The 22950-nt window shown below is 72.4% G+C and carries 17 protein-coding genes and 1 pseudogene; 2 read left to right on the top strand and 16 right to left on the bottom strand.

Annotation, left to right across the window (positions count from 1 at the left end; translation table 11 throughout):
- Nucleotides 1–266 precede the first annotated feature (266 nt).
- Nucleotides 267–2483, top strand: a complete 2217-nt coding sequence (locus AC07DA_RS20545) for a glycoside hydrolase family 43 protein (protein ID WP_479129599.1) — start codon at nucleotides 267–269, stop codon at nucleotides 2481–2483.
- Nucleotides 2484–2486: 3 nt separating this feature from the next.
- Here the strand turns inward: AC07DA_RS20545 and AC07DA_RS20540 are convergent, their stop codons facing one another.
- From AC07DA_RS20540 to AC07DA_RS20465, 16 genes and pseudogenes are all read right to left on the bottom strand, one after another.
- Nucleotides 2487–3569, bottom strand: a complete 1083-nt coding sequence (locus AC07DA_RS20540) for a dienelactone hydrolase family protein (protein WP_479129692.1) — start codon at nucleotides 3567–3569, stop codon at nucleotides 2487–2489.
- Nucleotides 3566–4693, bottom strand: a complete 1128-nt coding sequence (locus tag AC07DA_RS20535; RefSeq protein WP_479129598.1) for a pectinesterase family protein — start codon at nucleotides 4691–4693, stop codon at nucleotides 3566–3568. Before AC07DA_RS20535 ends, AC07DA_RS20540 begins: the two co-directional genes overlap by 4 nt.
- Before the next feature lie 98 nt (nucleotides 4694–4791).
- Nucleotides 4792–6102, bottom strand: a complete 1311-nt coding sequence (locus AC07DA_RS20530; protein ID WP_479129597.1) for a pectate lyase family protein — start codon at nucleotides 6100–6102, stop codon at nucleotides 4792–4794.
- 31 nt (nucleotides 6103–6133) lie between these two features.
- Entirely contained in the window at nucleotides 6134–6925 is a 792-nt protein-coding gene (locus AC07DA_RS20525; RefSeq protein WP_479129596.1) for a rhamnogalacturonan acetylesterase, read from the bottom strand.
- A 144-nt stretch (nucleotides 6926–7069) separates the two neighbouring features.
- On the bottom strand, nucleotides 7070–8419 hold the full coding sequence (locus AC07DA_RS20520) for an ABC transporter substrate-binding protein (RefSeq protein ID WP_479129595.1): 1350 nt from the start codon (nucleotides 8417–8419) through the stop codon (nucleotides 7070–7072).
- A 53-nt stretch (nucleotides 8420–8472) separates the two neighbouring features.
- Nucleotides 8473–10465 (bottom strand): annotated as a pseudogene (locus tag AC07DA_RS20515) (pectinesterase family protein).
- Nucleotides 10466–10493: 28 nt separating this feature from the next.
- Complete coding sequence (locus tag AC07DA_RS20510) at nucleotides 10494–12119, bottom strand: glycoside hydrolase family 43 protein (protein WP_479129594.1); 1626 nt, start codon at nucleotides 12117–12119, stop codon at nucleotides 10494–10496.
- Complete coding sequence (locus AC07DA_RS20505) at nucleotides 12116–12961, bottom strand: DUF6807 domain-containing protein (protein WP_479129593.1); 846 nt, start codon at nucleotides 12959–12961, stop codon at nucleotides 12116–12118. The genes AC07DA_RS20510 and AC07DA_RS20505 overlap by 4 nt, the downstream gene beginning before the upstream one ends.
- A complete protein-coding gene (locus tag AC07DA_RS20500; protein WP_479129691.1) occupies nucleotides 12958–14133 on the bottom strand; it encodes a Gfo/Idh/MocA family protein in 1176 nt (391 codons plus the stop codon). The genes AC07DA_RS20505 and AC07DA_RS20500 overlap by 4 nt, the downstream gene beginning before the upstream one ends.
- 8 nt (nucleotides 14134–14141) lie before the next feature.
- Nucleotides 14142–15428, bottom strand: coding sequence for a pectate lyase family protein (locus AC07DA_RS20495; protein ID WP_479129592.1), 1287 nt, complete (start codon nucleotides 15426–15428; stop codon nucleotides 14142–14144).
- Nucleotides 15425–16321 carry a carbohydrate ABC transporter permease gene (locus tag AC07DA_RS20490; RefSeq protein WP_479129591.1) on the bottom strand — a complete coding sequence of 299 codons (897 nt, stop codon included), beginning with the start codon at nucleotides 16319–16321 and terminating at the stop codon, nucleotides 15425–15427. The genes AC07DA_RS20495 and AC07DA_RS20490 overlap by 4 nt, the downstream gene beginning before the upstream one ends.
- The gene (locus AC07DA_RS20485) at nucleotides 16318–17253 is read right to left on the bottom strand and encodes a carbohydrate ABC transporter permease (protein WP_479129590.1); all 936 of its coding nucleotides are present in this window, start codon (nucleotides 17251–17253) and stop codon (nucleotides 16318–16320) included. The genes AC07DA_RS20490 and AC07DA_RS20485 overlap by 4 nt, the downstream gene beginning before the upstream one ends.
- A gap of 120 nt (nucleotides 17254–17373) precedes the next feature.
- The gene (gene araD / locus AC07DA_RS20480; protein WP_479129589.1) at nucleotides 17374–19104 is read right to left on the bottom strand and encodes an L-arabinonate dehydratase; all 1731 of its coding nucleotides are present in this window, start codon (nucleotides 19102–19104) and stop codon (nucleotides 17374–17376) included.
- Complete coding sequence (locus AC07DA_RS20475) at nucleotides 19101–20012, bottom strand: dihydrodipicolinate synthase family protein (protein ID WP_479129588.1); 912 nt, start codon at nucleotides 20010–20012, stop codon at nucleotides 19101–19103. Before AC07DA_RS20475 ends, araD begins: the two co-directional genes overlap by 4 nt.
- Entirely contained in the window at nucleotides 20009–20668 is a 660-nt protein-coding gene (locus AC07DA_RS20470; RefSeq protein ID WP_479129587.1) for a GntR family transcriptional regulator, read from the bottom strand. Before AC07DA_RS20470 ends, AC07DA_RS20475 begins: the two co-directional genes overlap by 4 nt.
- Before the next feature lie 151 nt (nucleotides 20669–20819).
- On the bottom strand, nucleotides 20820–21416 hold the full coding sequence (locus AC07DA_RS20465) for a TIGR03086 family metal-binding protein (protein ID WP_479129586.1): 597 nt from the start codon (nucleotides 21414–21416) through the stop codon (nucleotides 20820–20822).
- A 132-nt stretch (nucleotides 21417–21548) separates the two neighbouring features.
- On the opposite strand from AC07DA_RS20465, the gene AC07DA_RS20460 reads away from it, so the two are divergent.
- Entirely contained in the window at nucleotides 21549–22763 is a 1215-nt protein-coding gene (locus AC07DA_RS20460) for an MFS transporter (RefSeq protein ID WP_479129585.1), read from the top strand.
- Nucleotides 22764–22950 lie beyond the last annotated feature (187 nt).

The following is a 22950-nucleotide window of genomic DNA, read 5'->3' as shown; positions in this document are numbered from 1 at the left end:
CCCAGTCGGGCACCACGGCACCTCGACCCTCCGGAGCCCCCCTCCGGGCGGTCGGACGGTACCGGCCGAGCCCCCCTCGGCCGTTCGCAGACGCCCCCGCCGGTTCGCACCCGGCGGGGGCGTCGTCGTGTGCGCCGGTCCCCGGATGTTTCGAAATTTTCGGAACGACCGGCCCCACGCACACCCGTTGACGCCCTGACTCCCTGCGGTGACACTCCGAGGGCCGCCCATCCAACAGAATCCCCCAGACTCCGACAGGAAGTGTCATGCGCCCCCGCATCGCCCGCAGGCTGCTGCTTCCGTTCCTCGCCCTGGCCGGTCTCCTGCTGGCCCTCCTCACGGCCCCGCCCAGCACCGCAGATCCCGGAGCCCCGCCCGTGCAGCACCCCAAGTACGCCGGATACCTCTTCGCCTACTTCACGGGCGAGGGCACCGCCGACGGCGAGCAGATCCGCTACGCCCTCAGCCGGGGCAACGACCCGCTGCACTGGCGCGAACTGAACGCCGGCAAGCCGGTCCTGACCTCCACGACCGGCGAGAAGGGCCTGCGCGACCCGTTCGTCATCCGCTCCCCCGAGGGCGACAAGTTCTACCTGATCGCCACGGACCTGCGGATGTACCGGAACGCCAGCGGCAGCTGGGACCAGGTCCAGCGGCACGGCAGCAAGTCGATCATGGTGTGGGAGTCCACCGACCTGGTCCACTGGACCGACCAGCGCCTGGTGAAGGTCTCCCCGGACAACGCGGGCAACACCTGGGCCCCGGAGGCCTACTGGGACGACGAGCTCGGCGCCTACGTCGTCTTCTGGGCGTCGAAGCTGTACGCCGACGACGACCCGGAGCACAAGGGCGACACGTACAACAGGATGCTGTACGCGACCACGAAGGACTTCCGCACCTTCAGCGAGCCGCGGATATGGAACGACCCGGGCTACTCGGTGATCGACTCCACGGTCGTGCGGTACAAGGACGAGTACTACCGTTACACCAAGGACGAGCGCGACCCCGGCTCCGCGGGTCCCTGCTCGAAGTTCATCACCGGCGAGAAGTCCGCATCCCTGACCTCGACGACGTACGACTTCGTGGCCGACTGCATCGGCAAGGGCGCGATCGACCGCGGCGAGGGCCCGACGGTGTTCAAGTCGAACACCGAGAAGAAGTGGTACCTGTTCATCGACGAGTACGGCGGCCGCGGCTACGTCCCCTTCGAGACCACCGACCTCGCCTCCGGCAGGTGGACCCCGTCGACGGACTACCAGCTCCCGGCGAGCCCGAGGCACGGCACGGTCCTGCCGGTGACGCAGCAGGAGTACGACCGCCTGCTGGCGGCGTACCCGGCCGCTCCCGCCTCGGTGGTGGACGCGACGGCGAAGCACCAGAAGGGCTACGCCGTCGTCACGGACCGTGCCTCCAAGGTCGTGCTGCCGATGCGGCCCGACGCCGACCTGCGGCGCCTGGCCCCGAAGCTGTGGGTCGGCGAGGGGGCCACGCTGAGCCCGGAGTCGGGCACCCGCCGGGACTTCCGCAGGCCGCAGACGTACACCGTGACGGCCGCCGACGGCACCGAGCGCACCTGGACGGTCGAGGCGGTCCGCACCCGCAGCCCCCTGCTGCCGGGCCTGAACGCCGACCCCGACGTGCACTACCTGAACGGCCGCTACTGGATCTATCCGACGACGGACGGCTTCCAGGGCTGGGGCGGCACGAAGTTCAAGGCCTACTCGTCGAAGGACCTGGTGCACTGGAAGGACCACGGCGAGATCCTGGATCTCGGCCCCGACGTGACCTGGGCCGACAAGTACGCCTGGGCGCCCGCGATCGCCGAGCGCGACGGCAAGTACTACTTCTACTTCTGCGCCGAGCAGCAGATCGGCGTGGCGGTGGCCGACTCCCCCGCGGGCCCGTTCAAGGACGCGCTCGGCAAGCCGCTGGTCGCCAAGGGCGGATCCCTCCAGGGCCAGATGATCGACCCGTCGGTCTTCACGGACGACGACGGCCAGGCCTACCTGTACTGGGGCAACGGGCGCGGGTACGTCGTCCCGCTCCACGAGGACATGGTGTCCTTCGACCCGTCGCAGGTGCGGGACATCACCCCGCACGACTTCCGCGAGGGCTCGTTCGTGGTCAAGCGGAAGGGCACGTACTACTTCATGTGGTCACAGGACGACACGCGCAGCGAGAACTACCACGTGGCGTACGCGACCGGCCCGTCCCCGCTCGGCCCGTGGACCAAGCAGGGGACGATCCTGCAGAAGCGGCCCGAGTACGGCATCCTCGGCACCGGTCACCACTCGGTGGTGAACGCCCCCGGCACCGACGACTGGTACGTGGTCTACCACCGCTTCGCCCTGAACGGCCCCGGCAGGCCGGGCGGTGACGGCATGCACCGCGAGACGACCGTCGACCGCCTCCGGTTCAGGGCCGACGGCGCCATCGAGCCGGTGGTGCCGACGCTGGAGGGGATCGAACCGGTACGGCGGTGACCCTCACAGGACGTCGTCCAGCCAGCCGAGGACCTCGTCCTGCATCTGGCGGGTGAAGGCGTGGCCGAGCTCCGGCCACGCCTTCGTCCGCAACCGCTCCTCGGCGTGGTGCGCACGCCAGACGGCACGCAGCCTGTCGTACGCGACCCGCACGCCCTCGGCCGGGAACAGCGTGTCCAGGGCGCCGTGGAAGAACAGCATCGGCCTGGGGGCGGCGATGCCCGCCACGTCCGGGATGTCGAGGTGCCGGGCGAGCCCCGGGTGGAGCATGCAGTAGGCCGACTGCCCGCGCAGCGTGTTGTTGCCGGGCACCATCATCTCCTTGAGCCCGGTCATCCAGCAGACGCTCGCGGCGGCCGCCACGTGGTCACTGAGGGCGGCGGTCTGCCAGGCGCGGAAGGCGCCCATGGAGAACCCGACGGTGGCGACCCGCCGGGCGTCGACCCGGTCCAGTCCCGCCAGGAAGGCGGCGGCCCGCTCGTCCTCCCGGGCCATGAGCCCGGCGAGCGAGGAGCCGAGGTGGAACAGGTTGGACGCGAGAGCCTGCTGCTGCTCGTAGGCGAGAGGGCCCCGGTCGCCCCAGCCGAGGGCGTCCAGGCACAGCACGACGTAGCCCCGCCGGGCCAGTTCGTCGCCGACGAACCGGCCGCCGAAGTGCCGGCCGGCCCAGGCCGCGGCGGAGGCGAGGCGGACGTCGTCGTACCACGGGCGGACGCACTTCTCCTTGCCGATGTCGAACCGGGAGCCGTGGTCGTGCAGGAGCAGCACGGCCGGGAAGGGCCCACGGCCGTGCGGGGTGAGCAGGGCGCCGCGCACCCGTTCGTAGCGGGTCAGGGAGACGGTCACCAGCTCGCGGTCGTAGCCGTCGCCGGGCACCCGGCCGGTGTGCTCGGGCGCGAACGGCACGCCGTCCTGCCGTTCGACGAGCAGGTGCCGCTCGACGGTCGCCCGGGCGGCCCGCCGCCAGGCGCCGGGGTCGCGGACCGGGGACCGGCCCCAGGCCAGCGGGAAGGTCAGGGCGTCCTTGAGCGCCGGGTGGAAGCCGGGCAGCGGACCGTCCACACCCGCCGCCCGAGCCCCGTTCAGCGTCCCTCCCGCCACGGCTCCCAGTCACCGAGGTGGGCGGCGCGGGTCGCGGAGCGGGCCTGCTCGTCCGTCAGTTGGGGCCGGTTCCCGGGGACGGGGATCCTGGCGCCCGGGCCGGTGTTGCGGTACTCGGCGAACCGCATGCTCCGCCAGGGGTGGGCCTCGCGCATGTCGGCGTACGGCGCGGTCGCGTCGATGCCCGGGCCGAGCCAGGTGTTCCGGACGGTGAGCATGGGCCGGGCGGTGAGGTCGGAGCTGGGCACCCAGGGCCGGGCCAGCTTGTAGAAGCCGTCGGGGGCCTCGCTGCTGACGCGGCTGCGGGTGACCAGGTAGCCGAGCGGATTGGCGCCGGCGGTCGAGGGCGCGAACACGAATCCGTACGGGGGCGCGGTCAGGTCGGTGCGCGACAGGGTGCGGAAGTGGCACCGTTCGAACACGGCCGTGGCGCGTCCGAAGACGAAGTCCACGTCCCCTTCGGCGTAGCAGTGGGCGAAGTACTGGCGGGCGAAGGTGCCCAGGGCCATGGAGTCCGCGTACAGGGTGTCCTGGTGGCCGAGGAAGCGGCAGTGGTGGAAGGCGGACCGGTCGCCCTGGACCTTGAGGGCGACGGCCTGCGTGCCGGTGACGCCGGGGTGGTCGGCGCGCAGCCAGTCGTTGGCGAAGGTGATCCGGTGGGCGGTGAACCCGTCGGCCTGCACGGTGGCGGTGGCGGAGCCGCTCGTGCCGTACGTGCCGCCGCCGGGCTTGGGCGTCCCGGCCGCGTTGTCGTACACGATCACCACGTCACGGGGGTCCTCGCCCGCCCCGATCCAGGTCATGTCGGTGCGGGCCGGGTCGACGAGGACGGTCTGCCGGTAGACGCCCGGGGCGATGACGAGGGTGTAGCCGCTGCCGTCGGCCGCGTCCACCGCGTCGCGGACGGTGGTGACGTCACCGGCGCCGCCGGGGTGGACGTACAGGGTTCTGGGGTGCGGGCGGGCGGCCGGTGACCCGTACCGGCCGAACGGGCGCGGACGGCCGGCGGCCCGCGCGGGCCGGGCGGCGAGGCCGAGGGCGGCACCGGCCGCGGTACTCGCGGCGAGGAACCCGCGGCGGGAGACGGAACGGTGGGGCTGCGCGGGCATGCGGCTGCTCCTTCGCGGTACGGCGGGTGTGCGGTGGGCGGGGGGGCCGGGGCGGGGTCCGCGCAGCGGGCCGCCCCGGCCGGTACGGGCCGGTCGGTTCAGCAGAGGCGTCCGGCGCCCGCCCGGGCGTCGACGATGCCGGGCACCGCCTTCGCGGGATCGATCCGGGTCCGCAGTGCCGGCGTCCAGCCGGCACCCGGCTGGAGCGTCTCCGCCGGGATCTCCGCGTTGTGCACGGCGATCAGGTCGACGGGCCTGCCGTTGACGACGTTGGCGTTCGCGGTGACCGGCGCCTCGCTCCACTTCTTGAGGATCTTCGCCGGGCTGAGGCCCTTCGCCAGCGTGAACGCGTTGTGCTCGGCGACGAGCCGGGACTCCTTGCCGATGCCGTAGACGTAACCCCACTTCTGGTCCTTGGTGACCACGAAGTGGTTGTTGTACGAGTCGACCTGCCCGAACCGCACCCGGGGCGCCCGCTCGACGATGCCCTCGAAGCGGTTGTGGTGCAGGGTGACCTTCAGCTTGCCCGCGTCGTCGGCGGTGGCGCTGTCGCTGTTGCCGATGAGCATGGTCTTGTCGTGGTCCCGGAACGAGTTCCAGGACACGGTCACGTGGTTGGAGCCGCGCACGACGTCGAGCAGCCCGTCGTGCTGCTGGTAGGTCTTGCCGAAGTACGACGGCAGGGAGCTGTCCGGGTGGCGGCCGTCGGTGAGCGTGTTGTGGTCGATCCACACGTGGGTGGAGCCGTACACGACGACGCCGTCGTACTCGGAGTTCCAGGCGCCGGTCCCGTTGTCGTCGGTGGGGTCCCACTGCGGGAAGCAGTCGACCGGTGCCTCGAGGGTGAGGTTGCGGACGATGACGTTGTCGACGCCCTTGATCTGCAGGCTGCCGCCGAGGATGCCCGCGTTCCTGCCGACACCGATGATCGTGGTGTTGGCGGGCACGCCGGCCTTGACGGCCTTGTCCTGGTTGGCCGCGGACGCGGCCCGCAGTTCCTCCTGCTCGCCGCTGACCGGCCGGTCGTGGCCCCAGACGGCGGGATCGTAGGCGGCGAGGTACTTCCCCAGGTCGTATCCCTCGGCCGCGAACGCGTCGCAGCCCTCGGAGACGGCGTCGATCATCCCCTTCACCTTGATGATCCTGGGCGCGGACCCGCCGTCCTTCAGGGCGGCCCGGAACTGCTCCCAGGTGGTGACGGTGTAGACGCGCGCGGCGTCGGCGGCGGCCCCGCCCGTGGTGCCCGTGCCGTACGCCCCCCAGCCGTCCTCGGCGCCCAGAGTCTGCCGCGCGGTGTCCTCGGGCCGGGCCTGCGCGCCGGTGCCGGTCAGGGTGAGGACGAGCGCGGTGCAGCCGGCCAGGACCACCGCTCTCCTCATGGCATGATCATGACACTTGCGAACCTTCATGTGCGGCTCTCTTCCTTCGTCGTCGGGGGTGTCACACGGTGGCCTCGGGCCAGCCGATCCAGGACTCGGGGATGGGCTCGTCCAGCCGCCGCACGTCCCGCGGGCCGAGCACCCGGCGGCGCAGCGCCTCGCGCGCCACGAGCCGCGCCACGGCGATGGCCCCAGGCGGGTTGAAGTGCGTGTTGTCCTGCTCGGTGGCGGTCCAGTTGAAGTACTTCTTCGTCTCCTCGGGCCCCAGCTCCTGCCACAGGGCGAGCGACAGCGCCTGGAGGTCGAGCAGCGCGACCCCCTCCTCGGCGGCGAGGGCCCGCACGGCCGCCGGGTACTCCCCGTGCGTCGGCAGGGCCTTCCCGCCCGCGTCGAACCTGCGCCGCTCCACGGACGTGGCCAGCACCGGCCGCGCGCCGCGGGCCCGGGCCCCGGCGAGGTACTTCCGCAGGTACTCCTGGTACGTCGACCAGGGCTCGGTGTAGCGGGCGGGGTCCTCCCGCTTGGCGTCGTTGTGCCCGAACTGGACGAGGAGGAGGTCCCCGGGCCGCAGCACGGAGAGCACGGCATCGAGCCGCCCCTCGTCGAGGAAACTCTTCGAACTCCGCCCGTTCACCGCGTGATTGGCGACCAGGAGGTCCTTGCGGAGAAAGAACGGCAATGCCGTTCCCCACCCGGTCTCGGGCGCGGCGTCGGCGTACTTCTGTGCGGCGGTGGAGTCACCGGCGATATGGAGGGTGCGGTGACCACGCGCATGCGCGCCACCGCCGAACGACAGCGCGAGAGGAACAGCGGCCATTCCCACGGCAGCCACTCGTCTACGGCTGAGAGACACGGGAGTTCCTTCCGGAGAGGGGCCGGTCCACGGATCAGGGGCGCGGGCTGCTGCGATGTGCGGCTCCGCGCGGGGGCGCGACCAGCCGTGGGGCGGCGCGCAACGCAACGCGCGGGCCACCCCACGGCGGAACCCAGCAGCAGCTCACCCGTTCTGCTGGTTCCACTCCTCCTGCGCGGTGTTCAGCTGCTCGGCCATCGTGTCCAGGAACTGCTTCGCGCTCATCTTCCCGAGCAGCACCTTCTGGAAGTTCGGCTCGTTGTCGGCCTTGGAGATCGTGTTCCAGTCCGGCAGGTAGTACGGCAGCTGCACGATCGTCGTCGAACCGTCGGACAACGCCTCCGCGGCCAGCTTCGTCGGCTCCGCCTTCGAGATCCACGCGTCCTTCGCCGCGTCCGTGTTCGACGGAACCTGCCCCGCCGCCTCGTTGAACTTCGAGTTCTCCGCCTTGGACGTGGCGAACTCGATGAACTTCCAGGCGGCCTCCTTGTTCTTGCCGCTCTTGAACAGCCCCAGTCCGTCCACCGGGTTGGAGACCTGGACCCGCTTGCCGCCGGGCCCGGTCGGCTGCGGAATGCCGCGGAACTTGTCCACCCCGAGCGCCTTCACGTGGTCCTGGTACGACCCGAGGTTGTGGTTCAGCATCCCGATAGTGCCGGAATCCCACTGCGCGACCATCTTCGTGAAGTCGTTGTTGAGGTCGGCGGCCGGCGTGGCCTTCTTGTACAGCGCCGCGTACTTCTCCAGCGCCTCGACGTTCTTCGGGTCGTTGACGGTGGTCTTCTCGCCGCTGGAGTCCCAGAACGACGTGATCCCGGACTGCCCGTACATCGCGTCGAGCGCCTGGGCGATGGAGCCCGCGCCGCCGCGGATGGTGTAGCCGAACTCGTTCCTGCCCTTGTTCGTCAGCTTCTCCGCGGCCTCGTAGAACCGCTCCCAGGTGGTCGGCTCCTGGAGCCCCGCCTTCTCGAACAGGTCGGTGCGGTAGTACAGCACGCCGTTGTTCGCGGAGGTCGGGATCGAGTACAGCTTGTCGTCGCCGCCGCCGGCCGCCTTCAGCGACTCGACCATGTCCTTGTTGAGCTTGCCGTTCAGGGACGACTCGGCCAGCCGGTCGTCCAGCGGCTCCAGCGCTCCCTGCGCGGCGAACCCGGCGAGCATCGCCGCGCCCACGCCTCCGACGTCCGGCAGGCCACCGCCCTGGAGGGCGGTGTCGACCTTCGACTGGTACTCGGTCGAGGCGATCCCGACGTACTCGACCTCGATGTCCGGGTGGGCCTTCTCGAAGTCGGCGATGATCTCCTTCCAGATCTCGGTGCGGACACCGCCGTTGTTGTCCCAGAAGACGATCTTGCCCTTGCCGCTCCCCTCGGCGCCCTTGTCGCCGCCCGCCCCGCTGCCGTCGTCGCCGCAGGCGGTCGCGGTCAGCGCGAGGACGGCCCCCAGGGCGACGGCCGTGGCGGCGCGCCCGCTTCTGCGATTGCTGATCTTCATTGGTCGGCTCTCTTCTTCTTCTGGATCCAGCGGAACTTGAGGGTGTGGGGGGATCAGTGGCGGGTGTGGGGTGCCCAGCCGTCCGTGCCCGTGAGGTAGGCGGCGACGGTGTGGGACCGCGCCTGGTGCGGGGTGAGCTGCGGACGGTCGGCGGTGACCGTCGCGCCCGGGCCGGTGGTTGCGGTACTCGGCGAACCTCGCGTCCTTCCACGAGAACCCGCTCATGTCGGTCCACGGCGAGGCCTTGATCGCGGCCGGCAGCTCGGTGTCGCGGACCAGCACCTGGCCGATCGCGTCCGGCTCGCCGCCCGGGTGCCAGGGCCGGCCCAGGTGGAAGGTCCCGGCGGGGGCGTCGCTGACGATCCTCGACCGGGTGATCAGGAACCCGTACGGGTTGCCCTTCCAGGTCGAAGGGGCGGTGATGTAGCCGTTGTTGGTGTCCGAGCCGCGGCTCAGCGCCCGGATCACCGACCGTTCGACGACCGTCGTGGCCCGGCCGTAGACGAAGTCGACGTCGCCCTCGACGTAGCAGTCGCGGAGGTAGACCCGGCTGATGGTGGTCGGTTTCGGGCTGTCGGTCATCAGGGTGTCCTGGTTGCCCAGGAACGCCGTGTCCTCGAAGACGATCCGGTCGCCGGTCGTCTTCACCGCCAGGGCCTGCTCGCCCTTCAGCTCGTGCGCGGCCTCGTCGAAGTCGTTGCTGAAGGTGAGGTGGCGTGCGGTGACGTCGTCCGCGGCGATCCGGACGGTGGCGCTCCCGGTCGAGCCCCCGTACGCGGCGGGCGTGTCGAAGACGATGACGGTGTCGGAGCGGTGCCGTCCGGTGCCGCGCAGCTCGATGTGCGGCTTGCCCGCCGGGACGACCACCTTCTCGCGGTAGGTGCCCGGCGCGATGTCGATCCGCACCGGCCGGTCGTTGCCGTCGGGCACGGCGTCCACGGCGGCCTGCACGGTCGGGTGGTCCCCCGGGACGTGCAGGGTGACCGGGCCGCCGATCCGCTTCTGCGGCCCGGAGAACCGCTTCACCAGCCCGGGCACCGCGGCGGCCGGGTCGAGCCGGTAGGCGTAGAACTCCCGCGGGTCGAAGGCCGCTCCCCAGGCGTCGTGCCGGCCGGTGGTGTTCCGCAGGACCGACCCGCGCTGCACGAGTTCGGCGGTGGCGTCGGCCTGGTAGGGGTGCTGGACGCCGTCGTAGAAGCTGTTCTCGACGACCATCCTCGTCCGGCCGCGCGCCCAGTTCCCGTAGGTCCACACGGGGTCGCCGTCGGCGAGCTGGGAGGACAGGTAGTTGTTGTAGAGGTGCGCGTAGGCGCAGTTGTCGGCGGAGGGGTTGCGCTGCTTGGTGCCGCGGAACCAGTTGTGGTCGACGGTGATCTGCGTCCGGACGTTCGGGGTCCAGCCGATGCCGAAGGTCTTGTTGTTGTCGGTGAACTGGTTGTAGGAGACGGTGACGTACTCGCTGTCCTTGCGGATGTCGAGCTGCCCGTCGCAGATCCGCGAGAACCGTATGTGGTCGATCCACACGTGGTGGGCGGTGTCGAGGCGGATGCCGTCGTAGTCGGTGTCCTTGCAGTCCCAGTTGCCCTCGATCGCGGTGTCGCGGATCGTCAGGTTGCGGATGATCACGTTGTGCGTGCCGGGGTCGAGGGTGAACCCGCCGTGGACGATCTCGGCGCTGTCGCTCACGCCGATGATGGTCTTGTCGGAGGCGACGGGTATCTCCGTGCCGAAGGGCTCCATGTCCAGGGATCCCTCGACCCGGATGACGTACGGCTCCTCGGCCGCCGCGTACGTGGCGAGCGCGGCCTGGTCGCTGACGGTGACGACCTTGCCGCCCGCCCCGCCGGAGGTGCCGCCGGCGAGGGAGGCGAAGCCGTGCGGCCGGTCGGTCCAGCGGTCCGCCGCGGGAGCGGCCTGCGGCCCCGGGGCCGCCCGGGCGTCGCCGAGCGCCCCGAGGCCCAGCGCCGCGACGAGACCGAGCACGGCGGCGACGACCGTGCCGGACCGTCCCGGTCCGGACAAGCGCTTGCTACGGAGGTGCGTCATTGCGGCTCCCAACAGGCGTACGGGTGGCTTACGAGGGCGTGACTCTGAACCGTGTGAAGGTGGCGGCGCCGGCGTGCCCGGGTCCCTCGGGCGCGAGGGCGACGAGGCCGAGCAGGGCGCCGACCCAGCGCCAGGGGGTGGCGGCGAAGACGGGGCCGGAGGGCCGGAGGCCGTCGCCGGTGTCGGCCGAGAAGCGGCAGCGGGCGTCGGCGCCGATCTCGATCCGCAGCCGGGCCCGGTCCCCGGGGGCGAGCCGCGGATGGGCGGCGTCGCGCTCGGCCTCCGCGACCCCCTCGGCGAACCGGTGTACCAGGTGCGCGGTGCCGTCGGTGCCCCGCTGCAGGCCGATCCAGCAGAACGCGTCGCCGAGCACCGCCAGTCCGGCCCGCGCCCCGGGCTCGTCGCTGTCGAGCCGCAGTTCCACCTCGACCGCGCAGGGCTTGCCGGGCAGCCGCTGGGTGAGCACGTTCGGCAGCCTCCGCAGGTCGTGCGCGTCGGCCGAGCGGACGCAGGTCAGCCGCAGCCCGTCCCCGGAGTGGTGGGTGGCCCAGCCGTCGCCCGGGTTGGCCGTCCACTGCCACTGGCGGCCGAACCGTCCGCCGGGGAAGTCGTCGTCGGTGGCCGGGGCGGCGGGCGGCTGGGGCGGCAGGGACGGGCGGCGGTGCACGGCGACGGGGGCGCCGTCGTCCCCGAGCACCGGCCAGCCGTCCTGCCCCCAGCGCATCGGCTGCAGGTGGACGACCCGGCCGTAGGGGCCGCGCTGCTGGAAGTGCAGGAACCAGTCCTCGCCGGACGGGGTGCGCACCCAGCCGCCCTGGTGGGGGCCGTTGACGCCGGTGTCCTTCTGTTCCAGGACGATCCGCTCCTCGTACGGCCCGAAGAAGCCGCGGGAGCGGAAGGCGCCCTGCCAGCCGGTCTCCACTCCCCCGGCGGGAGCGAAGATCCAGAACCAGCCGTCGTGCCGGTAGAGCTTGGGCCCTTCGAGGGTGAACCAGCCGGGTATGCGGTCGCCGTCGACGATCACCTGGCCGTCGTCGAGGAGTTCGGTGCCGTCGGGGCGCATCCGGTGGCCGGTGAGGCGGTTCTTGACGCCGGAGCGGGACTTGGCCCAGGCGTGCACCAGATAGGCCTCGCCGGTCTCCTCGTCCCACAGCGGGCAGGCGTCGATCAGTCCCTTGCCCGCCTTGAGCAGGTGGGGGCGGGTCCACGGGCCTCTGATCCCCGGGGCGTTGATCTGGAAGACACCCTGGTCGGGGTCGCCCCAGAAGATCCAGAAGCGTTCGTCGTGATGGCGCAGGGACGGCGCCCACACACCGCAGTCGTGCCGGGGCGCGGCGAACGCCGCCGCCGGTTCCAGGCGTTCCAGGGCGTGGCCGACCAGGGTCCAGTTGACCAGGTCGCGGGAGTGCAGCAGCGGCAGGCCCGGGGCGCGGCCGAAGCTGGAGGCGGTCAGGTAGAAGTCGTCGCCGACGCGGACGACGTCCGGGTCGGACCAGTCGGCGTCGAGGACGGGGTTGGTGTAGCTCTCGGCGCTCAGGGGCGTTCCGGGGGCCGCCGGTGCGCGCAAGCCCGCGGCGTTCACCGGCAGCCCGGAGGCCGTCGGCGTCCCGGCGCTCACCGGCGCCCCGGAAGCCGCGGGTATCCGGGAGGTCATGGGCTCACCGCCTTGCGGACGAGGGACGCGGCGGCGTCCCGGCCGAGGCGGCCGTCGGCGACGACGGTGACGATCCGGCGGACGACGGTCCCGCCCGGCGGGACCGGCAGCCGCTCGCCGTACGCCAGTGAGGAGCCGACCCCGGGGTACTCCTCGGTCCGCACGAACCACGGGTCGCGCCGGGTCCGTTCGGTGGCCCCGGCGAAGACCAGCGTCCAGCCAGCCCCGGCCAGGGCCAGCCAGTCGGCGGGCCTGCCGTGCACCTCTGCCTCGCCCTCGGCGCCGGCCGTGAAGACCTCGGGGGCGGCGGCCTCCTTGCGGGCCCGCCAGAAGAAGCCGCCGTAGGCCGCGCCCGGGCGGCCGTTGGTCGCGGGGCTGCCGATCGACAACGGGGCCCTGGTGACGTTGGTGAGCGAGAAGGTGAGGTCCAGCGCCCAGGCCTGGTCGGTGAGTTCGGTGGCCGCGACCGTGCGGCGCTCGCGCAGCAGCTCACCGCCCGCGGCGACCCAGCGCAGCTCCTCCACGAAGCCGTCGGGGTCGCGCAGCTGGAAGGCGACGTGCCGCTGGGAGCCGTGGTTGTCCAGCTCGGTCGGGCCCTGGTCGCGGACGTAGGTGCGCCCGCCCCAGAAGTTGAACCCCTCGACGTCGGGAACGGCGACACCGACGCCGAGGTGGTGTGCGTGGTCGGCGGGTGCGAGCTCGGTGACCGCCGTGCCGGCCAGGGTGGTGACGGGGTGCAGGTGGGGGCGCGGGGAGAGCCGGGCGGGCAGCTCGGGCCGGGTGACGTACCGCCCGACCGGCCGGCCCGCGACGCGCAGGACGACGGTGTCGTTGCCGGTCATCGGGTGCTCACCTCTTTCGACGGGTGCTCCGCGGCCGGGGCCCAGGGGGCGCCCAGCTCGCAGTAGAGGGAGAGGGTGTCGGCGGCGGCCGCGACGAGCCCGTCGATGCCGGGCACCACCCGGCGGTTCTCGCCGGGGACCCGGTGCCAGGCGCCGTCCGGCAGCGGCGCCGGGTCGGGGGCGGTGCGGATGGCCTCCACGACCTTCATGAAGGCGCCGGTCTCGTCGGGCGGGACCAGCAGGGGCGCGCCGGTGGTGAGGTGGTCGACGAGGTTCTCCAGCAGGTCGGTGCGGCCGTGCTGGAACTCCTCGGGACCGTGCCCGGCGCGCTGGAGCAGCACGCGGTCCTGCTTGTACCAGAAGGTGATGCGTCCGCTGCCGCCGTGCACCAGTACGTACGGCTCGTCCGCCCGCTCGGCGCACAGGGTCGCGGCGACGGTGACCGGGTGGCCCTGGGCGGTGGTGATCCGGACGCAGGAGGTGTCGTCGGACTCGATGGCGTTGGCGCGCAGCAGCTCGGTCTCGATGGCCAGGACGTCCTCGGCGCGGGTGCTGCCGCCGAGGGCGAGGGCGGTGGCGACGGCGTGCGCGAGGGGGTTGGTCAGCGCCCCGTCGACGACGTCGGCGCCGTTCATCCGGCGCTTGCCCGCCCACGGGGCCCGGCGGAAGTAGTCCTCGTCGCGCACCCAGGCACCGGCCCCGCCGAGCCCGGCCAGTGTGCCGATCGCGCCCTGGGCGATCAGCTCCCGGACGGCGGGCAGGGCGTGCGAGCCCAGGGACTGGAAGCCGATCTGGCAGACCACCCCGGCGGCGGCGACCCCGTCGGCCATCCGGCGGAACTCCGCGTAGGAGGGGGCCGGGGGCTTCTCCAGCAGCAGGTGCACCCCGCGTTCGGCCGCCGTGAGCGCCAGGTCGGTGTGGGTCGGGATCGGCGTGCAGATCACCGCGATCCGGGCGCCGGTGGAGTCCAGCAGGGCGCCGAAGTCGGCGGACTGCTCGGGGGTGCCCAGGTCGCCGAGTTCGGCCTCGGTCAGCGGCGTCAGCTCGCAGACCCCGGCCAGCCGGACGAGCCCCTGCTGCCGCAGGCGGCGGATGTTCGCCAGGTGCCAGCGGCCGTGACCGCGGGCGCCGGCGAGGACGACGGGCACCGGTGTGTTCATGGCGTCGATCATGCGGCCGGTCACGGGATCCTCCCCGCTCCCGCGCCGCGGTCCACGGCGCGGTCGGCCGCGGCGGCGCTGTCGATCCGCCCGTGCAGGACGGGCGTCCAGCCGACGTCGGCCGTCAGGTCGCGCTCGCTGCCCGAGTTGTAGGCGTTGTGGATGGCGAGCAGGTCGACCGGGAAGCCGTTGAAGAGGGTGCCGCTCTGGTGCAGGGCGTCGCCGTTCCAGCTCTTGACCAGGTCGGCGGCCTCCACGTGGCCGGGCGCGTGGAAGGCGTTGTTCTGCGCGTGGATCGCGGACTCGGTGGAGACGCCGAGGGAGTAGCGGTGGTCGGCCCCGGTGATCTCGTAGCGGTTGTTGTAGAGGTGCACCTGGCCGAAGCGGACGCGCGGGGCGCGCTGGACGACCGACTCGAAGGCGTTGTGGTGCAGGGTGACGCGGAGCTTCCCGCGGTCGCCGGTGGCGGTGTCGCCGTTGCCGATGAGCATGGCCTTGTCGTGGTCGGCGAACCGGCTCCAGGAGACGGTCACCAGGTCGGAGCCGTTGGTGATGTCCAGCAGGCCGTCGTGGCGGAGGTAGGTGCGGGCGAAGTGGGTGGGCTCCCCGGCGTCCGGGTGGCCCCGGTCGGAGGCGGTGACGTGGTCGACCCACACGTGTGTGGCCCCGGCCAGCCAGAGGTTGTCGTAGGCGGCCTTCCAGTCGCCGAGGCCGCCGGTGTTGGGCTGCCAGACGGGGAAGCAGTCGTAGGCGTCGCGCAGTTCGAGGTTGCGGATGATCACGTTGGTCGCGTCGCGCACCTGGAGGCTGGCGCCCTTGAGGACGGCCGAGTCGCCGAGGCCGACGATCGTGGTGTGGGAGCCGACGGTCAGCACGATCCGCTCGGCCTGCCGGGCGGCGGAGGCCCGGCGTGCCTCTTCCTGGGGGCCGGTGGGCCTGGCGGCGCCCCAGGTGCGCGGGTCGTAGGCGGCGAGGTACTTCTTCAGGCTGTAGCCGCCGGTGGCGTAGTCGGCGCAGTCCAGCAGGCCGCCGTCGTCGTCGGTGTTGGCGTCGATCGTCCCGGCGATCTTGATGATCTTCGGGGTGTCGCTGCCGCCGTCCAGGGCGCGGACGAGCCCGGCCCGGTCGGTCACCGTGTGGACGTGCGCGGCGTCGGCGGCGGCGCCCCCGGTGGTGCCCGGCCCCTCGGCGGCCCAGCCGTCGTTCGCCGGGAGCGTGTCGCGGCCGAGGTCCCGGGCCTGGGCCTGCGCGGGGACGCAGAGCACCCCCAACAGGCCCGCCGTGACGGCCAGTCGTGCGCGTCTCATCCCTTCACCGCCCCCGCGCTGAAGCCGGTGATCAGCCACTTCTGGATGAAGGCGAAGACGATCACGACCGGCACGGCCGCGATGATGCCGCCCGCCGCCAGCGCGCCCAGGTCGACGCTGTCGGCGCTCATCAGGGTGTTCAGGCCCACCGGGATGGTCTGCTTGTCCTGGTTGTTGAGGAACATCAGGGCGAACAGGAAGTGGTTCCAGGAGTGGACGAAGGCGAAGGACCCGACCGCGATGAGGCCCGGCCGCAGCAGCGGCAGCACGACGATCCGGAAGGCCGTCATGCGGTTGCAGCCGTCCACCCAGGCCGCCTCCTCCAGGGAGTACGGCACGTTCTTGATGAAGTTGCTGATCAGGATCATCGACAGCGGCAGCTGGAAGACCGTCTCGGCGAGGATGACGCTGCCGAGCGAGTTGATCATCTGCAGTTCGGCGAAGATCTCGAACAGCGGGACCAGCAGCAGCGCGCCGGGCACGAACTGGGAGCAGAGCAGCGCGAGCATGAACGCCCGCTTGATCCTGAAGTCGAACCGGGCGAGGGCGTAGCCGCCGGCCAGGGCGACGAGGGTCGTCATGACCAGGGTGGCGACTCCGACCAGGACGCTGTTGGTGAAGTAGGTGCCGAAGCTGCGCTCCGTCCAGACCTTCTCGAAGTGGTCGAAGGTCATCGGCCAGGGCACGAGCGAGGTCGAGCCGGCCGGGCGCAGGGCGAACAGCAGGATCCAGTAGAAGGGGATGAGGGTGAAGACCAGGTAGATGCCCAGGGGCAGGTAGATCTGCCAGCGGGGCGCCTCGTCCCAGGCCCGGTTGCGCCCCGCGGGCCGGGGCGGTTCGGGAACGGCGCGCACGGGGGCGGGTGCCGTCTTGGTCGCTTCCTTGACGCTCACTTGCTCTCGCCTCCGAACTTGCTCAGCCGCAGGTAGACCATCGAGCAGAAGAGCAGGATCACGAACGCCACCGTGGTCAGGGCCGACGCGTAGCCGAAGTTGTGGGCGTCGACGGATGTGTTGGCGATGTACAGCGGCAGTGTGGTCGTCTCGCCCGCGGGGCCGCCGCCGGTCAGGGTGTAGAGCAGGTCGACGTTGTTGAACTCCCACACCGCCCGCAGCAGCGTGGACAGGATGATGGCGTCCTTCAGGTGCGGCAGCGTGATGTGCCAGAACTGCTTGAGCCGGCTGGCGCCGTCGACCTCGGCGGCCTCGTAGAGGTCCTTGGAGACGGATTGGAGGTCGGCGAGGATGAGGATCGCGAAGAACGGCACCCCGCGCCACAGGTCGGCCACGATCGCCGCCGGGAAGACGGTGGAGGTGTCCGAGAGCCAGCTCGTGCCGTAGGAGCCGATGCCGATGTCGGCGAGGTAACGGGTGATGCCCGTCTGGGAGTTGTAGAGCAGCACCCAGATCGCGGAGGTGAGCACGCCGGAGACGGCCCACGGGGAGAAGACCAGGGCGCGCCCCAGGCCCCGGCCCACGAAGGTCTGGTTGACGATGAGGGCCAGCGCGAGACCGAACAGCAGCTGGAGTCCGACCTCGACGAAGACCCACTTGGCGCTGAAGACGAGGGTGTCCCAGAAGACGGGGTCCTCGGTGAAGGCGTGGACGAAGTTGTCGAAGCCCGCGAATCCGTTCCGCCAGGGCTTGGTGGGGTTGTAGTTCTGCAGGCTGTAGTAGAAGACGCTGATGACCGGGTAGGCGATGAAGCCCAGCATGAGCAGGGCGGCCGGGGCGATCAGCAGGTACGGGAGCCTGCGCGGGGTGGCGGAGGCACGGCGCCGCCGGGGTGGCGCGGGCGGTTTCGCCACGGCTGCGGCTTGGGCCATGACTGTTCTCCGTTCTCAGTACGTCTGGTACGTCGTGCGTCGACGCGTGCGCGGCAAGCGCTTTCTATCCGGGGCGGGGTCGTGCCGGGTCGTGCTGAGGTGCGCGGGTGGTGCGGCCGTTCAGCCCGCGTACGGGTCGGCGACCCGACCCGGACGGGCGAGGAACTCGAAGTCGCAGCCGCTGTCGGCCTGCGTGATCTGCTCGTTGTAGAGCGCGCCGTAGCCGCGCTCGTACCGGGTGGGCGGCGGCGTCCAGGCGGCCCTGCGCCGCCGGAGCTCCTCGTCGTCGACGTGGAGGTGGAGGCTGCGCGCCTCCACGTCGAGGGTGATCGGGTCGCCGGTGCGCACCAGGGCGAGCGGCCCGCCGACGTACGACTCGGGGGCGACGTGCAGCACGCACGCGCCGTAACTGGTGCCGCTCATCCGGGCGTCGGAGATGCGGACCATGTCGCGGACGCCCTGTTTGAGGAGGTAGTCGGGCAGCGGCAGCATGCCGTACTCGGGCATGCCCGGGCCGCCCTTGGGTCCGGCGTTCCGCAGCACCAGCACGTGGTCGGGGGTGAGGGCGAGTGCCGGGTCGTTGATGGTGCGCTGCATGGTCCGGTAGTCGTCGAAGACGACGGCGGGACCGGTGTGCTTGAGCAGGTGCGGTTCGGCGGAGATGTGCTTGATGACCGCGCCGTCGGGGCAGAGGTTGCCGCGCAGCACGGCGACTCCGCCCTCGGCGGCGACCGGGTTCTCGCGGGGGCGGATGACGTCGTCGTCGTGGACGACGGCGCCGGCGATCTGCTCGCCCAGGGTGCCGCCCACGGTGGGCCGGTCCAGGTGCAGCAGGTCGGTGATCCGCGACAGGAAGGCGGGCAGGCCGCCGGCGAAGTGGAAGTCCTCCATGAGGTACGTCCGGCCGCCCGGGCGGACGTTGGCGAGCACCGGCACGGTGCGGGCGATGCGGTCGAAGTCGTCGAGGGTGAGCCCGACCCCGCAGCGTCCCGCCATCGCGATCAGGTGGATGACGGCGTTGGTGGAGCCGCCGAGCCCCAGCACCGTGGTCACGGCGTCCTCGAAGGCCTCGCGGGTGAGGATCCGGGACGGCTTGAGCGCGGTCCAGGCGAGCTCCACGGCACGGCGTCCGGAGGCGGCGGCCATCCGCTCGTGCCCGGAGTCCACGGCCGGGATCGAGGAGGCGCCCGGCAGCGTCATGCCGAGGGCCTCCGCCGCCGCGGTCATCGTGGAGGCGGTCCCCATGGTCATGCAGTGACCGGGCGAGCGCGCCAGACCGCCCTGCAGCTCCCGCAGCTCGCAGTCGGTCAGGTTGCCCGCGCGGTGCTCGTCCCAGTACTTCCACATGTCGGTGCCGGACCCGAGGGTCTCGCCGCGCCAGTGGCCCGGGAGCATCGGCCCGGCGGGCACGAACAGGGCCGGTACGTCGGCCGAGGCCGCGCCCATGAGCAGCGCGGGCGTCGACTTGTCGCAGCCGCCGAGCAGCACCGCCGCGTCGACCGGATAGGAGCGCAGCAGCTCCTCCGTCTCCATCGCGAGCAGGTTGCGGTAGAGCATCGGGGTCGGCTTCTGGTACGTCTCGGAGAGCGTGGCGACCGGGAACTCCAGCGGGAAACCGCCGGCCTGCCACACCCCCCGCTTGACCGCCTCGGCGCGCTCGCGCAGGTGGACGTGGCAGGGGTTGATGTCGGACCAGGTGTTCAGGACGGCGATCACCGGGCGGCCCTGGTACTCCTCCGCCTCGTAACCGAGCTGCCGCATCCGGGCGTTGTGCGACCAGGTGCGCAACTGGCCCTCGGCGCCGTACCACTGGTGGCTGCGCAGGTCCTCGGGGGAGAGCCGGCCGGTCATATCGACCACCCCGCGGCGATCGCGGCGACCTCGGCGCGCTGGTCGTCCCGGAGCGTGCGGCTCGGCGGGCGGACCTCGCGGCGGCACAGGCCGAGGGAGGCGAGGGCCTCCTTGACGACGGTGACGTTGTTCGCGGAGCCGTTGGCCGCGCGCAGCTCCTCGAAGCGGCGGATCTGCTCCCAGACCTTCATGGCGGCCGGGTAGTCGCCGGAGCGCAGCGCCTCGATCATGTTCAGGGAGACGGCCGGGGCGACGTTCACCAGCCCGGAGGTGAAGCCGGTGGCGCCCGCGGAGAAGTAGGAGGGGGCGTACGGCTCGGCGAGCCCGGCGACCCACACGAACCGCTCCATGCCCGCGTCCCGGGCGAAGGCGGCGAACCGGGCGGCGTCCGGCACGGCGTACTTCACGCCGATGACGTTCGGGCAGGCGTCGGCGAGTTCGGCCAGGCGGGCGCCGGTGAGCTGCGCGTTGCGGATGTAGGGCACGACGCCCAGCTCGGGCACGGCCTCGGCGACGGCCCGGTGGTAGTCGACCCAGCCGGCCTGGGAGACGTAGGGGTGGACGGGCTGGTGGACCATCACCATCTGCGCGCCGAGCTCCCGGGCGTGCCGGGCGGAGGCGACGGCGGTGGGGATGTCGTGCCCGACGCCGACCAGGACGGCGGCCCGCTCCCCGGCCTCCTGCATCGTCAACTCCGTGACGAGACGGCGCTCTTCGGGGGTGAGGGCGTAGAACTCACCGGTGTTTCCGTTCGGTGTGAGGGTCGTGATGCCGCCGTCGAGCAGGCGGCGCAGCAGCGCCCGGTAGGTGTCCGGCGCCACGGAGCCGTCCTCGGCGAACGGGGTCACCGGGATCGCCACCACGTCGGCCAGGGCCGCCCGCTGGGTCTCGAACGCCACGCTGCTCATTCCTGGCCTTCCTGTTCCAGGGCGGCCTCGGGGAAGGCGCGCTGCACGAAGGACGCGATGTGGGAGTGGAGGGCGCGCGCCGCGCCGTCGGCGTCGCCGTCGAGGGCGAGGCGCAGGATCTCCCGGTGCTCGCCGGCCTCCCGCTCCCAGGAGGGCGAGGCGGCCCAGGCGACGGCGGAGACCAGGGCGGCCTGGTCGCGGACCTCGTCGAGCATCCGGCCGAGCAGCGGGTTGCCGCAGGGCAGGTACAGGGCGCGGTGGAACTCCCTGTTGGCCAGGGAGCGTTCGGCCGTGTCGGTGGCGCCGTCGGCCCGGGTCAGCGCGTCACGGGCGGCGTCCAGGGAGGCGCCGCGCTGCACGGCACGCCTGAGCGCCTCGGGCTCCAGCAGCAGCCGGACGTCGTAGACCTCGCGCGCCATGTCCGCGTCCACCATGCGCACCGTGACGCCCTTGTACTGGCTCATCACGACCAGCCCGGTCCCGGCGAGGGTCTTGAGCGCCTCCCGCACCGGTGTCTTGGACACCCCGAACTGCGCGGCGAGCTCGGTCTCGACCAGGGCCTGCCCCGGCGTCAGCTGCCCGGTCAGGATGCGGTGTTTGATCCCCTCCAGCACGTACTGCGTGCGGGAGGGGATCGGCGTGGGCACAGAGGTCATGCGCGCCTCTCGGATCTCGCGGTCTCGGTGGATCGCGTATCGGATCTCGCGTATCGCGTCTCATATATGACGTACGAAGTACGACGCGATGACGGTAGGAGGGCGCGTTCGTTTCGTCAATGCTTCCGGCAGAAGAAACAGCAATCGCTTTCTACGATCGGGGACTCCATCCGGGATCCCGCCCGCTCAGCCCCACCGTCCGGTCCAGCAGGGACGCCCCGGGCCCGGTGGGGACGACGGGGCCGAAGATCTCGCCCCGGCCCGGGTCGTCGGCGCTCGCGGCGAGGAAGTCGTGGCAGACCTGGAGCGCCGCCGGGTCGGGGGTGTACTCCTGGCCGGTCGCGCGGGCCAGGTCCCAGCCGTGGATCACCAGCTCGTCGACGGCGACCAGCCCGGCGACCTCGCCCGGCAGGTCCACTCCTCCGGCCCGGGTCATGCCGGTCCACGCGGCCGGGTCGCGCCAGGCCTCGGCCAGTTCGGCCAGCGCAGCGGGCAGCTCCTCGCGCCAGCCGGGCGCGATGTCCGGGAGCGCGGAGCCGGGGTCGGTGTCGGTCGTGACGCCCAGGTCCTTGCGGCCGGCGTCGCGGAAGGCGACGGTCAGCCCGGCCAGGTGGCCCAGCAGGTGGCGCACCGCGTACCGCGGACAGGGCGTCGGGTCCGTAAGCCGCTCGTCGCTGACGCCTTCGGCCAGGCGTGCCAGGACCGCCGTCTGCGGTCCGAGGTCGAGGGTCGGGGTGGTGTCGGTCATCCGCGGTTCCTCCTGGTTCCGTCTCCTGGGAGGCAGACCGATGCCGCCCGCGGAACTCATCGCCCGGCACCCGGTCCGCTAGGGCATCCTCCCGATCCCCTCCCACGGGCCTCAGCACCACGATGAGCGGGCATGACGAACGCGACGACCTGGCCCCTGGCACGCGTCCTGCGCGACCGCCGGGCCGGGCTCTGCCTCTGCGCCCTGGTGGTCTCCGGCTTCGGCACCTCAGCCCTGTGGCTGGCGTCCGGCGTGTGGGTGAAGGAGCTCACCGGCTCGGACGGCCTGGCCGCGCTGTGCCTGCTCGCGATGTGGCTGCCGGCCCTGGCCGGACCCGTGCTGGGCACCCTGGCCGACCGGGTCCGCCGCAGGCCGCTGCTGATCGGCGTGAACGTGCTCCTGGGCGCTTCGCTGCTCACCCTCGTCGGCGTGGACTCGCCGGGCGAGGTGTGGCTGCTGTACGCGGTGCTGGCCGTGTACGGCGCGGCGGGCGTCGTCCACGACGCGGCCGAGTCGGCGCTCGTCGCCGGCGCCCTCGACCCGTCCCTGCTGGGGGACTTCAACGGCCTGCGTGTGACGGCCGCCGAGGGCATGAAGCTCCTGGCCCCGCCGGCCGGCGCGGCCCTGTACACGGCGTACGGCGGGGCGGGCGTGGCCCTGCTGGACGCGGCGACGTTCGCGCTGGCCACGCTGGTGTACGCCCTGCTGCGGGTCCGGGAGGGGAAGCCCGCGCCCTCCCCCGGCGGCAGCCGCCGGCGCACCGCCGAGGGCGTCCGGCACCTGTGGGCGCACCCGGTGCTGCGCCCCCTGGTCCTGGCGGGCGGTGCCACCATGCTGGGCGCCGGGGTCAACGGCGCGCTGGTCCACGCCGTCGTCGACGGCCTCGGGCACTCCCCCGCGTACGCCGGTGTGCTGTACGCCGCGCAGGGCGCCGGGTCGGTCACGCTCGGGCTGCTGTCCGGCCCGGCCCTGCGCCGCCTGGGGGCACGGCGCTTCGCGGCGTACGGCATCGCCCTGCTGGCCTGCGCGGTGGCCCTGCGCGCGGTGCCGTCCGACCCGGTGGCCCTCGCGTCCAGCGCGGCGATCGGGGCGGGGCTGCCCGCCGTGCCGATCGCCGCGCTGACGTCCGTGCAGCGCGAGACGCCGGGACCGCTGCTGGGCCGGGTCACCGCCACGGCCCACACGCTGGTGTTCGCGCCGAACGTGGCCGGGCTGGCCGCCGGGGCGGTCCTGGTCGAGCTGGTGAGCCACCGGCCGGTGCTGGTGGCCCTGGGCGGGGCGTTCCTGGTGACGGCGGTACCGCTGTTCCGTCCCCCGGCCGGGCCGGAGGCCGTCACCCGCCGGTGAGGGCCTGGCGGTCCGCGGCTCGGGGTCCGGCGGGAGCGGCGCGGACCTCGCCCGGGCCGCCCTCGGGCGGGCGGAAACGCGGTCGCGGTGACAGGGAGCGGCCGCGCCCGGGCCGCGGACGACGCCACCATCCGCCCCGTCCTCCTGGTCGGCACCGAAACCGTCGCCGACAACTGACGGCGCCCGT

Source organism: Streptomyces sp. NPDC044921, assembly GCF_056432865.1.
This window is presented reverse-complemented; position numbering and strand designations above follow the sequence as displayed.

What these genes read in the sequence shown, in the direction of transcription:
- araD (WP_479129589.1), bottom strand. Translation starts at nt 19,104, where the DNA reads ATGACCGGCCGGCTCTCCCCCGAGGACCTGCGCAGCCACCAGTGGTAC.
- AC07DA_RS20460 (WP_479129585.1), top strand. Translation starts at nt 21,549, where the DNA reads ATGACGAACGCGACGACCTGGCCCCTGGCACGCGTCCTGCGCGACCGC.
- AC07DA_RS20510 (WP_479129594.1), bottom strand. Translation starts at nt 12,119, where the DNA reads ATGACCTCCCGGATACCCGCGGCTTCCGGGGCGCCGGTGAGCGCCGGG.
- AC07DA_RS20485 (WP_479129590.1), bottom strand. Translation starts at nt 17,253, where the DNA reads ATGGCCCAAGCCGCAGCCGTGGCGAAACCGCCCGCGCCACCCCGGCGG.
- AC07DA_RS20500 (WP_479129691.1), bottom strand. Translation starts at nt 14,133, where the DNA reads ATGATCGACGCCATGAACACACCGGTGCCCGTCGTCCTCGCCGGCGCC.
- AC07DA_RS20470 (WP_479129587.1), bottom strand. Translation starts at nt 20,668, where the DNA reads ATGACCTCTGTGCCCACGCCGATCCCCTCCCGCACGCAGTACGTGCTG.
- AC07DA_RS20535 (WP_479129598.1), bottom strand. Translation starts at nt 4,693, where the DNA reads ATGCCCGCGCAGCCCCACCGTTCCGTCTCCCGCCGCGGGTTCCTCGCC.
- AC07DA_RS20545 (WP_479129599.1), top strand. Translation starts at nt 267, where the DNA reads ATGCGCCCCCGCATCGCCCGCAGGCTGCTGCTTCCGTTCCTCGCCCTG.
- AC07DA_RS20520 (WP_479129595.1), bottom strand. Translation starts at nt 8,419, where the DNA reads ATGAAGATCAGCAATCGCAGAAGCGGGCGCGCCGCCACGGCCGTCGCC.
- AC07DA_RS20530 (WP_479129597.1), bottom strand. Translation starts at nt 6,102, where the DNA reads ATGAAGGTTCGCAAGTGTCATGATCATGCCATGAGGAGAGCGGTGGTC.
- AC07DA_RS20465 (WP_479129586.1), bottom strand. Translation starts at nt 21,416, where the DNA reads ATGACCGACACCACCCCGACCCTCGACCTCGGACCGCAGACGGCGGTC.
- AC07DA_RS20475 (WP_479129588.1), bottom strand. Translation starts at nt 20,012, where the DNA reads ATGAGCAGCGTGGCGTTCGAGACCCAGCGGGCGGCCCTGGCCGACGTG.
- AC07DA_RS20495 (WP_479129592.1), bottom strand. Translation starts at nt 15,428, where the DNA reads ATGAGACGCGCACGACTGGCCGTCACGGCGGGCCTGTTGGGGGTGCTC.
- AC07DA_RS20505 (WP_479129593.1), bottom strand. Translation starts at nt 12,961, where the DNA reads ATGACCGGCAACGACACCGTCGTCCTGCGCGTCGCGGGCCGGCCGGTC.